Source organism: Delftia sp. 60 (assembly GCF_002754395.1).
In the GTDB taxonomy this organism is placed as follows: Bacteria; Pseudomonadota; Gammaproteobacteria; order Burkholderiales; family Burkholderiaceae_C; genus Comamonas; species Comamonas acidovorans.
In genome coordinates this window covers 4,601,910-4,615,659 of record NZ_PEFD01000001.1, presented here as the reverse complement: position 1 = coordinate 4,615,659, position 13,750 = coordinate 4,601,910, and the positions used below count along the sequence as shown (strand labels likewise).

The following is a 13,750-nucleotide window of genomic DNA, read 5'->3' as shown; positions in this document are numbered from 1 at the left end:
CCATGCATCCATCCCTTCCTGTTTCTTCCAACCCCACTTCTGCCTCCACGCCCGTGCTCCAAGCGCTGGGCGCCGTGGTGGACTATGGCGAGCGCACCATCCTCCAGGGCCTGGACCTGGCCGTGCATGCGGGCGAGATCTATGCGCTGCTGGGCGCCAACGGCGCGGGCAAGACCACCACGCTGAGCCTGCTGCTGGGCTTTGTGCGGCCGCGCAGCGGACAGGTGCGCGTGCAGGGCGTGGACCCGGTGACGGCGCCTGCGCAGGCGCGTGCCCTGATCGCCTATATCCCCGAGAACGTGGCGCTGTACGAGCACCTGAGTGCGCGCGAGAACGTGGCCTACCTGCTGGAGCTGGCGGGTCAGCCGGCTGCGGCCGGCGCCATCGGCCAGGCGCTGTCTGCCGCAGGGCTGGACGCCGCTGCGCACGACCGGCGCGTCTCCGGCTTTTCCAAGGGCATGCGCCAGAAAGTGGCGATTGCGCTGGCGCTGGCGCGCAGGGTGCCGGCGCTGCTGCTGGACGAACCCACCTCGGGCCTGGACCCGCAGGCCACGGCCGAGTTCAGCCGGCTGCTCATGCAGTTGCGCGGCCAGGGCGTGGCCATTCTCATGGTCACGCACGACCTGCTGGGGGCCGCCGACGTGGCCGACCGCATGGGCTTCATCGCAGGCGGGCGCCTGGTCGAGGAAGTGGCGGCCAGCGGAGAGGAGCGCTTCGATGTGCGCGCACTGCACCGCCACTATGCAGGGGTGGGCACGGACACGGGCACGCACACGCACACGCACATTGAAGCCGACACGCAGGGAGCGGCGGCATGAGCGCGGCCTGGACCATTGCGCGCGAGGAATGGCGCCTGCTGCTGCGCGACCGCGTGGCCGTGCTGGGGATGGCGCTGTGGCTGCTGCTCAGCGCCGCTGCCGCCTTCACCGCCTGGGACCAGCGCAGCGCGGCCCAGGCCCAGCGCGAGCGCCACCAGTCCCAGGTGGACAGCGAGTTCGAAGCCCAGCCCGACCGCCATCCGCACCGCATGGTGCATTACGGCCACTTCGTATTCCGCCCGCTCAATCCGCTGGCGGCCTTCGATGCGGGCATCGACGCCTACACCGGCCACACGCTGTTTCTGGAGGGCCACCGCCAGAACAGCGCCAACTTCGGCGATGTGCGCCAGTCCTCGCTGCTGCTGCGGTTCGGCCAGCTCACGCCGGCCTTTGTGCTGCAGGTGCTGGCGCCGCTGCTGCTGATCTTCATGGGCCATGCCTGCATTGCACGCGAGCGCGAGGCCGGCACCCTGCGCGTGCTGCTGGCCCAGGGCGTGGGCACGCGGCAGTTCGTGGCCGGCAAGCTGCTGGCGCTGGCGGGCGTGGCGGCCCTGGTGCTGCTGCCGGCCCTGCTGGCCCTGGCCTGGATGGCCGTGGCCACGCCGGTGCCCATCAGCCTGGTGGCCACGCTGGCGGCAGGCCATGTGCTGTGGCTGATGCTCTGGGCGGTGGGCATCGTCGCTGTCTCGGCCTTCATGCGGCGCGGGCGCGATGCCTTGCTGGCCCTGCTGGCGGCCTGGGCCGTCGCCGTGGTGCTGGTGCCCCGTCTGGTGCCTGAGCTGGTGGGATCTGCCCTGGCGCTGCCTACGCGCTTCGAGACCGACATCGCCACCGCGCGCGAGCTGGCGGCGCTGGGCGACAGCCACAATCCCGACGATCCCTATTTCGCCGCTTTCCGCGCCAGGGTGCTGGCGCAGTACGGTGTCTCGCGCGTCGAGGACCTGCCCGTCAACTACAAGGGCCTGGTCGGCATGGAAGGCGAGCGGTTGACGAGCGAACTCTTCAGGCGCCATGCCGAGGCCAGCTTCGATCTGCAGGCCGAGCAACTGCGCCGGGCTGACGCATTTGCCCTGATCAGCCCCGTGATCGCGCTGCGCCGCCTGTCCATGGCCGTGGCCGGGACCGACCTGCAAGGCTACCGGCGCTTTCTGGAGCAGGCCGAGCAGCATCGCTACCGCATGGTGCAGGCCCTCAACCGCCTGCAGGTGGACAAGCTCAGCTATGCTGGAGACCGATCGAGCCGCGACAACCGCATCGGCCACGAGCACTGGCGCGGCGTCTCCGATTTCCACCACGAGCCCGATCCACCGCTGGCGGCCCTGCGTCGCGCGGCGCCTGCCGCCTATGTGCTGCTGGCATGGCTGGCTGTATTGACGGTGGCCTTGCTGCTGGCCACGCAACGGCTGGGGAGGGTGGCGCGATGAGCTGGCTCCTGCATGAATGGCGTCTTCTGACGCGCTCGCGCCTGGCGCTGTGCGCCCTGGCCTTGCTGTTGCTGCTGTCCACGCTGGCCGTGCTGTCGGGCCTGCGCGAGATCGCCTCGCAACGCCTGACCCTGGACCGCCTTGCGCAACTGCAGCAGCAGGACATGGCGGCACAGGCAAGCCGGCATGCGCAGTCCGGCGACGCAGGCTCGGTGGCCTATTACGGCTTTCACTCCACCTGGGATGCGCCATCGTCCACGGCCTTTCTTGCCCTGGGCCTGCGCGATGTCGCGCCCTATGTGCTGCGCGTGCGCGCGCTGGCGCTGCAGGCACAGCTGCATGAAGGCGAAAGCTTCAACCCGGAACTGGCGCTGGCGGGCCGCTTCGACTTCGCCTTTGTGCTGGTCTACCTGGTGCCGCTGTTCCTGATCGCGCTGCTCTACGACCTGGTGTCGGGCGAGCGCGAATCGGGCCGCCTGGGCATGCTGCAGGCCATGCCTGGCACCGGGCGGCGGCTGTGGCTGCGCCGCGCGGGACTGCGTTCCGTGCTGGTGCTGGCCTGCGTGGCGCTGCCTGCCCTGGCAGGCGCACTGGCCGGCGGGGCAGCGGCGGGCGCCCTTGCCACGGTGCTGCTGTCCGCCACGGCCTATGTGGTTTTCTGGAGCGGCCTGTGCCTGGTGATTGCCGCGCTGGGCGGCAGCTCGGTCGCCAATGCCATGGCCCTCATGGGCTGCTGGGCCGTGCTGACCCTGGTGCTGCCCACGCTGGCCAATGCCGCACTCTCGCGCGCCATCCCCGTGAGCCAGGGCGTGGAGCTGATGCTGGCCCAGCGCCAGACCGTGCATGGCGCCTGGGACCTGCCGCGCGAGCAGACCATGGAGCGCTTTTTCCGCAACCACCCCGAATGGCGCGACACCGCGCCGCTGCCGGCAGGCTTTCACTGGAAGTGGTACTACGCCTTCCAGCAGCTCGGCGACGAAAGTGTCGCATCCCAGTTCGCCGCCTACCGCGCCGGCCTGCAGGCACGCCAGGCCTGGACCGGGCGCCTGGGCTGGCTGCTGCCCGGCGTGGGCGTGCAGGCCGCGCTGCATCGCCAGGCCGGCACCGACCTGCTGGCGCAAGTGGCCTATCAGGACGACATCGCCGCCTTTCACGCGCGCCTGCGCGCCTTCCTCTATCCCTACCTGTTTGAGGACCGCACATTCGGTGCGCAGGATTTTGCAGCCCAGCCCGTCTTCACGGCCAGCCCGCGGCCCGCGCGGCAGGCCTGGGGGCAGACGGCAATGCTGTGGGCGGTGGCTGCGCTGGCCTTGCTGGCCGGTGGTGCTGCCGCAGGCCGCGTGCGGCCGGGCAGGCGCTGAGGCCAAGGGCGGGTGAAAAAGGAAACAGCCATGGTTCAGGCAGGGCCTGCACCATGGCTGTCATCTTCTTGGATCCGTGGGCCCGAGGCTGAGCCTGAGGCGGTGGCTCCCTGTTATTGCACGTTCTGGTGGCAGTCGCTGCAGACGCCGTACAGCGTCATCTCATGGCGCTCCACCACAAAGCCTTCGGGGGCGATGCGCTGCATGTCGCCCGGACAGCCGGGCACGTTGAACACGCGGTTGCAGCTCATGCAGCGGAAATGGTGGTGGTGGGCGCGGCCGCTGAGTTCGTAGCGCGTGGCCTCGCCGGGCAGGTCCACGGCCTGCACTTCGCCCGCTTCCATCAGCTGCTTGATGTTGCGGTACACCGTGGCCAGCCCGATGGCTGGCACCTCGCGCTGCGCTGCGCCGAGGATCTCGGCCGGAAGCAAGGGGCGTCCAGCCTCTTCCATGACCGTGCGTATCGAGCTGCGTTGACGGGTCGAGCGTTCCATAGGCCTGAACAAGCGCTCCACGATGGGCTGAGTGTGTCTAGTCATGGTGGTTCCGTTATTTACTATAACAATCTCGACGCGATTAATCAGTGCTCACGAGCGCTCACAGCTGAAATTTACACTGTGTTTACCTGCGGGTCCGACAAGCATGGAGATGCAGTGTGTGCAATGGATCTCTGCCCCAAGGAGAAGAAATTCCATTTGACAGACACCAGATGCTCCATTCCTGCCAGTTTTCGCGAGTATATGTGGTGAGCATTCGATGGACCTTATGCGCTGGTTAAATGCCATAGCCGTCAACAATGCTGTAATGGGATGTAATTGATCTATTGATTGAAGAGTGCTTGAAATGAGAGTGTGTGGGGTGCTTGCCGTCAGGGCTGCAGGAGGTGGCGCTGGCCCAAGGTGAGATGCAATTACTTACATGGACAGTGTATTGCCAATACGGGTAGATTGCCTCAATGCGCTTCGTTTGTCCATGATCCGTTCCCTTGAAAGGGGAAAGGAGGCCGCCCCGGAACTGACGCCCAGGGTGGTTTGCGCAATGACATGCCGAGTCGCGATCCACAGGCGATTGGGCCATGAAGTGCATTTTTGCGAATTGCGCGGCCGGAAAAAAATCAGCCAGCCTTTCAGCCTCGATTGGGAAATGCTCAGCGAAAGCATCTTCGCCAAGGCCCTGTTGGATAAAGCACCACCCTAGAAATACAAATCCAGGGCGGCGCAATGCGCTACATCTACGGAATTGTCGCCCGCCTGGGCATGCAGGGCCAGGTCCACCGCGGCTACGCCTGCAAGGCCCGCCTGAGCCCCTGGCTGTGGCTGGCCAAGCGCAGGAGCGACTTTCGCATCCTCCAGAACCAGACCGTGCCCGACATCATCGAGCAGGTATTGGGCGTCTATGGCCATCCGCTGCGAAAGAAACTCACGCGCGGCAATCGCAGCGGGTACTGCTGCGTTCAATACAACGAAAGCGATTGCGACCTTGTCCCGCGGTGGATGCAGCACGAAGGCATCTACTTCTTCTTCGAGCATGCCTCGCACAGCGCATTGCCTGGGGATGAATCCATTCCTTTCTATCCTCCTGAAAAGGCCGGCGCAGGCGATCCGCAAAACATCCACGCCCGGCAGCTGGAGCAGTAAATCAAACCGGGCCGCCATTGCAGCGACGGCCCTGAAGTTGCACGGGCAGGCAGGGCCAGGACGGGGACAGATGCGGTCCAGGCGCTGCGGCCCCTGGCCTGGGCATGCCGGCCAGGGGTCTCGTTCAAGTCCGGTTGATGGACACGCCACCATCGACCACCATGGTCGTCCCCGTGATGAAGCTGGATGCGTCCGACGCCAGAAACAGCGCCGCCGCCGCGATTTCTGCGGGCGTGGCGAGGCGCTTGAGCGCGTGCAGGTTTTCGACGAAGGCGCGCGCCTCGGGCGTGGGGGTGCTGGCGCGGCCCATGGGAGTGTCGGTGCCCCCGGGCAGCAGGGCGTTGGCGCGCAGGCCGCGGGGGCCGTATTCGGCGGCGATGACCTGGGTGAGGCCGACGAGGCCGGCCTTGCTGGCGGCATAGGCGCCCATGCCGGGCAGGCCCGCCGTATGGCCCACGAAGGTGGAGGTGAAGATCAGCGAGCCGCCGCCGCGTGCCAGCAGGGCCGGTATCTGGTGCCTGGCGCCCAGAAAGGCACTGGTGAGGTTGGTGGCGATGGCGTCCTGCCAGGCCTGCAGCGAGAGATCGGGGAGGGCGCAGGGATCGCCGGTCATGCCTGCATTGTTGAAGGCGATGTCCAGGCCGCCAAAGCGCTCCGTGGCGGTCTCGACCAGGGCCTGTGCCAGCGGCTCGTCCCGCACATCGCCGGCCAGCGCGATGGCCTGGCCGCCGTCCTGCTCTATCTCCTCCACCAGGGCCTGCAGTTCCGGCTGGCGGCGGGCCGTGAGGACCAGCCTGGCGCCGTGGCGGGCAAACAGCCTGACGGCTTCGCGGCCTATGCCTGAGCTGGCGCCCGTGATGAGGGCGACTTTTCCGTGGAGTTGCTGTGGCGATGGCTGCATCTCGCACCTTTTCTTTCCGTGAATGAGGGAAAGCGGTTTGTAGTGCCGCGCAGGCGGGCGCGCATCCCGCTTCTTGCACGGGCGCCGGGCCGCGCTCGGTGGTGCCGTGCCGCGCTGCACATGGTTGCAGCGGGCTAGGGAGAGCTCAGTCTTCGCCCAGCTCCAGGTGCGCGAACAGGTCGGCCAGCGTGGGCGTGGAGCGTGCGGGCCAGATGGCGCTGAGGTCCAGGCTGGGCAGGGCCTGGCCGTCACGCACCTCGCAAAAGCGCACGCCGCGAAAGTCCATGGAGCGTATCCAGCTGGGCAGCAGGGCCACGCCGCAGCCGCCGGCCACGCAGGCCAGCACGGTGAGGGTGCGGTTGGCTTCCTGCGCCACATGGGCCTCGTGCCCGGCCTTGCGCAGCGCGTCGAGGATGCCGGCATGCAGCACGGGCAATTGCGCCTGCGGGTACATCACCAGCCCGGCCTCGGCGATCTGGGCCAGGCTGACCTGGCCGTCCTCGCCGATCTGGAATTCATCGGGCACGGCGGCCACCAGGCGCTCGCGCAGCAACTGGCGCTCGCGCATGCGCCCGCCCACGGCCACGGGCGTGTGCATGAGGCCGATGTCGATGGCGCCGGTCTGCAGGGCCTCGGCCTGCTCGGCATTGCTCATCTCGCGCAGGATGACCCGCACGCCGGGCGCCTGCTGCCGCAACGCGCGCAGGGCGCGGGGCAGGGTGCCGAAAAGCGCCGAGGACACCAGGCCCACGGTCAACTGGCCCGCACTGCCCCTGGCGATCTCGCGCGCGCGGCTGGCGGCGGCATCTATGCGGGCCACGCTGGTGCGCACATCGTCCAGCATGGCCAGGGCGGCCGGGGTGGGCAGGGCGCCCTGGCGTGAGCGCTGGAACAACTGCACGCCCAGGTCTTTTTCCATGCGGGCCAGGGTCTGGCTCAGGGCCGGCTGTGCAATGCCCAGCCAGTCGGCTGCGCGGCTGACGCTGCCCTGGTCCACCACCGCGAGAAAGTAGCGCAGATGCCGGGTTTCCATATTGATCCGGTATGAATAAATCCATTTTGAAGAATGGAAATATATACCCCCCGTTCCTAGAATCCGGCCCCATGCCCCCAGCGCCGCGCCTTGCGTGGCGCAACCCACAAGGAGTTCTTCCCGTGTCTGCCGTGCCCCGGTTCGCCATTGCGTCCAGCGTCGATACCCATGCCCATGTCTTCGAGCGTGGCCTGCCCATGCCGGATGCGCGCCGCTATGCGCCCGACGAGGATGCGCTCCTGGGCACCTATCTGCACCACCTGGACACGCACGGCCTGGCCCATGGCGTGCTGGTGCAGCCCAGCTTTCTGGGCACGGACAACAGCTACCTGCTCCAGGCGCTGCGCGCCCAGCCGCAGCGCCTGCGCGGCGTGGCCGTGGTGGATGAGAGCACGGGCGATGAACAACTGCAGGCCCTGGCCGATGCCGGCGTGGTGGGCATGCGCCTGAACCTGATCGGCCTGCCTTTGCCCGATCTGAATGCGCCCGGCTGGCGCCGCGTGCTGGAGCTGGCCAACACCCTGGGCTGGCATGTGGAGCTGCACCTGCAGGCCGAGCGCCTGCCGGACCTGCTGCCCGCCTTGCTGGCGGCCGGCTGCCGCGTGGTGGTTGACCACTTCGGGCGTCCTGACCCGGCCCTGGGCGTGCGCGACCCGGGCTTTGGCTATCTGCTGCAGCAGGCCGACAGCGGCCGTGTGTGGGTCAAGCTGTCCGCGCCCTACCGCATCTGGCAGGCCGCCGACTGCGCCGCCTCGGGCCGGCAGGCCACCGCGCAATTGCTGCAGGCCTTCACGGCCGGGCGGTTGCTCTGGGGCAGCGACTGGCCGCACACGCAGCACGCCGGCCAGGCCAGCTATCCGGCGGCCGTGCGCTGGCTGCAGGACTGGCTGGACGATGCCGGCCCCCTGCAGGCCGTGCTGGGCCGCACCGCCTTCGAGCTGTTCCGATTCCAAAACGACATGCCAAACCAAGGAGACACACCATGAATTCCCTGTCCAGACGCACCGCCAGCCTGTGGGCGGCCGCAGGCCTGCTTTCGGCCGTTGCCGGCATGGCCGCGCCGGCCGCAGCGGCTGCAGCGGCTGCAGCGCCCAACTACCCCGAGCGCCCCGTCACCCTGGTCGTGACCTATCCGCCGGGCGGCACCGTCGATGTGGTGGCGCGCCTTATCGGCCCCAGGCTGTCTGCCGAGCTGGGCCAGCCCGTGGTGATCGAGAACCGGGGTGGGGCAGGCGGCATGATCGGCGGCGCCCAGGTGGCCAAGGCCCAGCCCGACGGCTACACGCTGATGCTCGATGCCTCCAACCACGCGCAGAACCCCGCCATCCACGCGCGCATGCAGTTCGACACGCTCAAGGCCTTCGCGCCGGTCTCGCTGCTGCTGCGCGTGCCCAATGTGCTGGTGGTTGCGCCTTCGTCGCCCATCAAGAGCGTGCAGGACCTGATCCAGGCCGGCCGCTCCGAGGGGGCGGGCATCTGTACTTTGCGTCCGCAGGTCCGGGCTCGGCCCAGCACCTGGCGGGCGAGCTGTTCAACCTGCTGGCCAGGACGCAGCTGCACCATGTGGCCTACAAGGGCGGCGGCCCGGCCATGATGGATGTGATGTCGGGCCAGGTGCCGCTGATGTTTGCCAGCATGGGCTCGGCCTGGCAGCACGTGAAGACCGGCAAGCTGCGCGCGGTGGCCGTGGGCGGGCTGGAGCGCTCCAAGGCCGCGCCCGAGCTGCCGACCATTGCCGAGTCGGGCGTGCCCGGCTACGAGACCTATGAATGGAACGCCATCTTTGCGCCGGCCGGCACGCCGCAGGCCATCGTGAACCGGCTGTCCACGGTGCTGGCCAAGGTGCTGCGCGAACCCGCCATCGTGGAACGGCTCGCTGGCATAGGCGCCGAGCCCATAGGCTCCACGCCGGCCGAGCTGGAGACCTTCCGCCGCGCCGAGATCGCCAAATGGCAGAAGGTGGTGAAGGATTCCCGGCTCAAGCTGGACTGAGCGCGTGCAGGCCAGAAAGCGGACCATTGCGGTCTGCTGTGCACCGCAGGCAGCCCTGGCGCGTTGAACAGGTACGGGCGCTGGCTTGAACGGGTTCTTACACCTTTTCAGGCGCAGCGGCCCACGCGGCCCCGCGCGCTTGGTAGAAACGGGGCCTTTCCTGTTTCACCCACTTCAAAAGAACATGGCCCTGCTCACCTTGCGAACCACCTTGCGCGCCGCGGCCGCCTTTGCGCTGGCCTGCTCGGCCCTTGCGGCCCAGGCGCAGACCTACATCAGCGGCTCGGTCTCGGGCCAGCTGGCACCGGGCGTCTACGGCACCGTGGACATCGGCAACGCGCCGCCGCCAGCGCTGCTGTACCAGCGCCCCGTGATCATTGCGCCGGCCCCCATGGCTCCGCCGCCTGTCTACATGTGGGTGCCCCCGGGCCACGCCAAGCACTGGGGCAAGCACTGCGCCCGCTACGGCGCCTGCGGCCGCCCGGTGTACTTCCTGCGCAACCCGCCGCCGCACTGGCATGCCGGGCCGCCGCGTCCCGATCCGCGCTGGCGCGAGGAGCGCCGCCACCGCGAATGGGAACACCGCCGCGATGACCGCCGCTGGGACCGTGACGACCGCCACGATCGCCATGGCGGGCGTGGTGATGATCACCGTGGCCCCGGGCATGGCCATGATCGCGGCCGAGGCCATGGCCGCGATTGAGCGGCACCGCACAAAAATAAGTTGTATCAAGCAGTTGCGGCGCACGGGCGCCGCAACCCGCAGCGCAAGCCTGGCACTGAGCTATGCCGGTTTGCTATAGCTGCTAGCGGGCTTGCTCAGTGGTGTCTGGCCCGCGCCATGCTCACAATAGCTGTCATACCCATACTGATAGAGACAGCCATGCAAACGGCCATTCCCTGCCTGCTGATGCGGGGCGGTACTTCCAAGGGCCCCTTCTTCCGGGCCACCGATCTTCCCTCCGACCTGCCCACGCGCGACCGCGTGCTGCTCGCGGCCATGGGCTCGCCCGACAAGCGGCAGATCGACGGCGTGGGTGGCGCGCATCCGCTGACTAGCAAGGTCGGCATCGTCAGCCTCTCCGACAAGGAGGGCATCGACCTCGAATTCCTCTTCGCCCAGTTGCAGCCCGACAAGGACACGGTGGACACCACGCCCAACTGCGGCAACATGCTGGCCGGCGTGGTTCCCTTTGCGCTGGAGACCGGCATGGTCTCCTCGCGCGGCGAGACCAGCACCTTCCGCGTGCTGACGCTGAACACCGGCATGGCGGCCGACATCACCGTGCAGACGCCGGGCGGCCAGGTGGAGTACGAAGGCTCGGCCCGCATCGACGGCGCGCCCGGCAGCTCGGCACCCATCGAAATCAGTTTCCTGGACACGGCCGGCTCGGTCTGCTCGGGCCTGCTGCCCACGGGCAAGCCCCGGGACACGGTCACGGTGACGGGCGAGGGTTTCGAAGACTTCACGCTTGACGTCACCTGCATAGACAACGGCATGCCGCTGGTGATCTTCAAGGCTGCCGACGTGGGCGCCTCCGGCCTGGAGACCGTGGCCGAGCTCAACGCCGACACCGATCTCAAGCGCCGCATCGAGGCGCTGCGCCTGCAGATCTCCCGGACCATGGGCCTGGGCGATGTCTCGGCCAAGAACTACCCCAAGATGACGCTGATCGCGCCGCCCCAGCATGGCGGCGCGCTGACCACGCGCAGCTTCATCCCCCACGTCTGCCATGACGCCATCGGCGTGCTGGCAGCCGTCACCGTGGGCACGGCCGTGAAGATGCCGGGCACCGTGTGCGATGGCGTGGCGCAGCTCACGCAGGGCGCGGGCCCGCTCACGGTGTCGGTGGAGCATCCCACGGGCGAATTCAGCGTGACGCTGGACAGCGATCCGGCCCACCCCGAGGTGGTGACCAAGGCCGCCTTGCTGCGCACGGCGCGCCTGCTGATGCGCGGCGAAGTGATGGTGCCGCGCTCGGTCTGGGACGGCCGCAGGCAGGACTGAAGAAACAGCGCAGGGGCTTGCCGGCCCCTGCAGTGCAAGGGGCGGGTCGCGCGCGCAGATGCGGTATCCGCCAGGCCGAGAGACAGTGGAAGAGACAAGTCATGACATCCGTCCAGAAGGACGCCGCAGCAACCGGCGTCAATGTGCAGACCCTGCTCAACGAGCACCCGTTTTCGGGATTCCAGTGGGTGATCTTTGCGCTGTGTTTCCTGATCGTTCTGCTCGATGGCTTTGACACGGCGGCCATCGGCTACATCGCGCCCTCGCTGATCGGCGAGTGGGGCGTGAGCAAGCCTGCGCTGGCGCCCGTGCTCAGCGCGGCGCTGTTCGGCCTGGCCGCAGGCGCCCTGTTCTCTGGTCCGCTGGCTGACCGGCTGGGCCGCAAGACCGTGCTGGTGGGTTCGGTGGCGGTGTTTGCCGTGTCCTGCCTGGCTTCGGGCTTTTCGCCCGACATCTGGACGCTGGCCGTGCTGCGCTTCGTCACCGGCCTGGGCCTGGGCGCCGCCATGCCCAATGCCGTCACGCTGATGAGCGAGTACTGCCCTGATTCGCGCCGCGCCACGCTGACCAACGCCATGTTCTGCGGCTTTCCGCTGGGCGCGGCCTTCGGCGGCTTCCTGGCGGCCTGGATGATCCCGCATTTCGGCTGGCGCAGCGTGCTCATCCTGGGCGGTGCCGCGCCGCTGCTGCTGCTGGTGGCCCTGGTCGTGCTGCTGCCCGAGTCGGTGCGCCACATGGTGGCCAACAACTACCCGGCCGAGCGCATCCGCAAGGTGCTGGCGCGCATTGCCGGTGATGCCGTGCAGGGCGTGCAGCGCTTCGTGATGACCGAGTCCAAGCCCCAGCCCGAATCCCAGGCCAGCAGCGGCATGGGCGTGGTGCTGTCGCGCGAGTACCGGGTGGGCTCGATCATGCTGTGGATCGCCTACTTCATGGGACTGGTCATCTTCTACGCGCTGATGAACTGGATGCCCGTGCTGTTCAAGGAAGCGGGCCTGGACCCCAAGACCGGCACCCTGGTGGCCGCGCTGTTCCCGCTGGGCGGCGTGGGCGCCGTGCTGTTCGGCTGGCTCATGGATCGCTTCAATGCCAACCGCATCATCGCCATCGGCTATGCGCTGACGGCGGCCTCCATCTGGTGGATCGGCCAGACGGCCGGCCACCTGGGCTGGCTGGTGGTGGCCGTCTTCCTGGCCGGCACCATCATGAACACCGCGCAATCGTCCATGCCGGCGCTGGCCGCCGCCTACTACCCCACGCGGGGCCGTGCCACGGGCGTGGCCTGGATGCTGGGCATTGGCCGCTTCGGCGGCATTGCGGGCTCCTTCCTGGTGGCCGAGCTGTCGGCGCGCCAGCTGGGTTTCAGCGAGATCTTTGCGGTGGTGGCCATTCCGGGCGTGATCGCCATGGCCGCCCTCATCATCAAGCAGTACAGCAGTCCCGAGCCGCAAGGCGGCGCGGCGCCTGCCGCACCCCTCCACTGACACATTCCCACCCCATAAAGACGCAGGAGACCATCCGATGATCATCGACGTACACGGCCACTACACCACCGCGCCCGCGGCCCTGGGCGCCTGGCGCGACCTGCAGATCGCAGGCCTCAAGGACCCGTCCAAGGCCCCCAGGGCCAGCGACCTGAAGATCAGCGACGACGAGATCCGCGAGACCATCGAGACCAACCAGCTCAAGCTGATGAAGCAGCGCGGCTCCGATCTCACCATCTTCAGCCCGCGCGCCAGCTTCATGGCCCACCACATCGGCGACTTCCAGACATCGAGCACCTGGGCCGCCATCTGCAACGAGCTGTGCTTCCGCGTCAGCGAACTGTTCCCCGAGCATTTCATCCCGGCCGCCATGCTGCCGCAGTCGCCGGGCGTGGACCCCGCCACCTGCATTCCCGAACTGGTCAAGTGCGTGGAGCAGTACGGCAACGTGGGCATCAACCTGAACCCCGATCCTTCAGGCGGCCACTGGACCTCGCCCCCGCTGTCGGACCGCTCCTGGTATCCCATCTACGAAAAGATGGTGGAGTACGACATCCCCGCGATGGTCCACGTCTCCACCAGCTGCAACGCGTGCTTCCACACCACGGGCGCCCACTACCTGAATGCCGACACCACGGCCTTCATGCAGTGCCTGACCAGCGACCTGTTCAAGGACTTCCCCACGCTCAAGTTCCTGATCCCCCATGGCGGCGGCGCCGTGCCCTACCACTGGGGCCGTTTCCGCGGCCTGGCGCAGGAGCTCAAGAAGCCGCTGCTGGACGAGCACCTGCTCAACAACATCTTCTTCGACACCTGCGTCTACCACCAGCCCGGCATCGACCTGCTGACCAAGGTGATCCCCGTCAAGAACATCCTGTTCGCCAGCGAGATGATCGGTGCCGTGCGCGGCATCGACCCGACCACGGGCCACTACTACGACGACACCAAGCGCTACATCGAGGCCACGGCCAACCTCACCGAAGAGGAGCGCTACCAGGTCTACGAAGGCAACGCGCGCCGCGTGTTCCCGCGCATGGACGCCGCCCTCAAGCAAAAGGGCCTGTAAGCAGGCCGCCACCACAGATCCAAGGA

13 protein-coding genes and 1 pseudogene are annotated in these 13,750 nt (G+C 67.9%); 11 read left to right on the top strand and 3 right to left on the bottom strand.

All coding sequences use genetic code 11. From position 1 onward, the window contains the following. Window positions 1-2: 2 nt before the first annotated feature. The 3 genes from CLV01_RS20935 to CLV01_RS20925 are packed head-to-tail and all read left to right on the top strand — an operon-like array spanning window position 3 to window position 3,603. The gene (locus CLV01_RS20935) at window positions 3-818 is read left to right on the top strand and encodes an ABC transporter ATP-binding protein (RefSeq protein WP_099733298.1); all 816 of its coding nucleotides are present in this window, start codon (window positions 3-5) and stop codon (window positions 816-818) included. After that, the gene (locus CLV01_RS20930; RefSeq protein WP_099733299.1) at window positions 815-2,242 is read left to right on the top strand and encodes an ABC transporter permease; all 1,428 of its coding nucleotides are present in this window, start codon (window positions 815-817) and stop codon (window positions 2,240-2,242) included. The genes CLV01_RS20935 and CLV01_RS20930 overlap by 4 nt, the downstream gene beginning before the upstream one ends. Further along, window positions 2,239-3,603, top strand: coding sequence for a DUF3526 domain-containing protein (locus CLV01_RS20925; RefSeq protein ID WP_099733300.1), 1,365 nt, complete (start codon window positions 2,239-2,241; stop codon window positions 3,601-3,603). Before CLV01_RS20930 ends, CLV01_RS20925 begins: the two co-directional genes overlap by 4 nt. 113 nt (window positions 3,604-3,716) lie before the next feature. Here the strand turns inward: CLV01_RS20925 and CLV01_RS20920 are convergent, their stop codons facing one another. Then, window positions 3,717-4,142: a Fur family transcriptional regulator gene (locus CLV01_RS20920; protein WP_012206260.1), complete on the bottom strand. Its 426-nt coding sequence runs from the start codon at window positions 4,140-4,142 to the stop codon at window positions 3,717-3,719. Window positions 4,143-4,575: 433 nt separating this feature from the next. Between CLV01_RS20920 and CLV01_RS29725 the strand changes: the two genes are divergently transcribed. Together CLV01_RS29725 and CLV01_RS20915 are read left to right on the top strand one after the other, a co-directional pair. Next, window positions 4,576-4,800, top strand: a complete 225-nt coding sequence (locus tag CLV01_RS29725) for a hypothetical protein (RefSeq protein ID WP_257221438.1) — start codon at window positions 4,576-4,578, stop codon at window positions 4,798-4,800. 23 nt (window positions 4,801-4,823) lie between these two features. After that, complete coding sequence (locus CLV01_RS20915; RefSeq protein ID WP_257221436.1) at window positions 4,824-5,240, top strand: phage late control D family protein; 417 nt, start codon at window positions 4,824-4,826, stop codon at window positions 5,238-5,240. Window positions 5,241-5,364: 124 nt separating this feature from the next. Here CLV01_RS20915 and CLV01_RS20910 read toward each other — a convergent pair whose 3' ends face one another. Both CLV01_RS20910 and CLV01_RS20905 read right to left on the bottom strand, forming a co-directional pair. Continuing rightward, the gene (locus tag CLV01_RS20910; RefSeq protein ID WP_099733301.1) at window positions 5,365-6,141 is read right to left on the bottom strand and encodes an SDR family oxidoreductase; all 777 of its coding nucleotides are present in this window, start codon (window positions 6,139-6,141) and stop codon (window positions 5,365-5,367) included. 145 nt (window positions 6,142-6,286) lie between these two features. Beyond that, window positions 6,287-7,174 carry a LysR family transcriptional regulator gene (locus CLV01_RS20905; protein ID WP_047327543.1) on the bottom strand — a complete coding sequence of 296 codons (888 nt, stop codon included), beginning with the start codon at window positions 7,172-7,174 and terminating at the stop codon, window positions 6,287-6,289. A gap of 122 nt (window positions 7,175-7,296) precedes the next feature. Between CLV01_RS20905 and CLV01_RS20900 the strand changes: the two genes are divergently transcribed. The 6 genes and pseudogenes from CLV01_RS20900 to CLV01_RS20875 all read left to right on the top strand — a co-directional run bounded on the left by CLV01_RS20900 (window position 7,297) and on the right by CLV01_RS20875 (window position 13,724). Continuing rightward, a complete protein-coding gene (locus tag CLV01_RS20900) occupies window positions 7,297-8,160 on the top strand; it encodes an amidohydrolase family protein (protein WP_099733302.1) in 864 nt (287 codons plus the stop codon). Then, window positions 8,157-9,166: pseudogene (locus CLV01_RS20895) on the top strand (tripartite tricarboxylate transporter substrate binding protein). Before CLV01_RS20900 ends, CLV01_RS20895 begins: the two are co-directional and overlap by 4 nt. A gap of 184 nt (window positions 9,167-9,350) precedes the next feature. Continuing rightward, window positions 9,351-9,869, top strand: coding sequence for a hypothetical protein (locus tag CLV01_RS20890; RefSeq protein ID WP_034395652.1), 519 nt, complete (start codon window positions 9,351-9,353; stop codon window positions 9,867-9,869). 180 nt (window positions 9,870-10,049) lie between these two features. Continuing rightward, window positions 10,050-11,174 carry a 4-oxalomesaconate tautomerase gene (locus tag CLV01_RS20885; protein ID WP_099733304.1) on the top strand — a complete coding sequence of 375 codons (1,125 nt, stop codon included), beginning with the start codon at window positions 10,050-10,052 and terminating at the stop codon, window positions 11,172-11,174. A gap of 101 nt (window positions 11,175-11,275) precedes the next feature. Next, entirely contained in the window at window positions 11,276-12,658 is a 1,383-nt protein-coding gene (locus CLV01_RS20880) for an MFS transporter (RefSeq protein ID WP_099733305.1), read from the top strand. Window positions 12,659-12,695: 37 nt separating this feature from the next. Further along, window positions 12,696-13,724 (top strand): amidohydrolase family protein, encoded by a 1,029-nt coding sequence (locus tag CLV01_RS20875; RefSeq protein WP_034395662.1) that lies wholly within the window; start codon window positions 12,696-12,698, stop codon window positions 13,722-13,724. Window positions 13,725-13,750 lie beyond the last annotated feature (26 nt).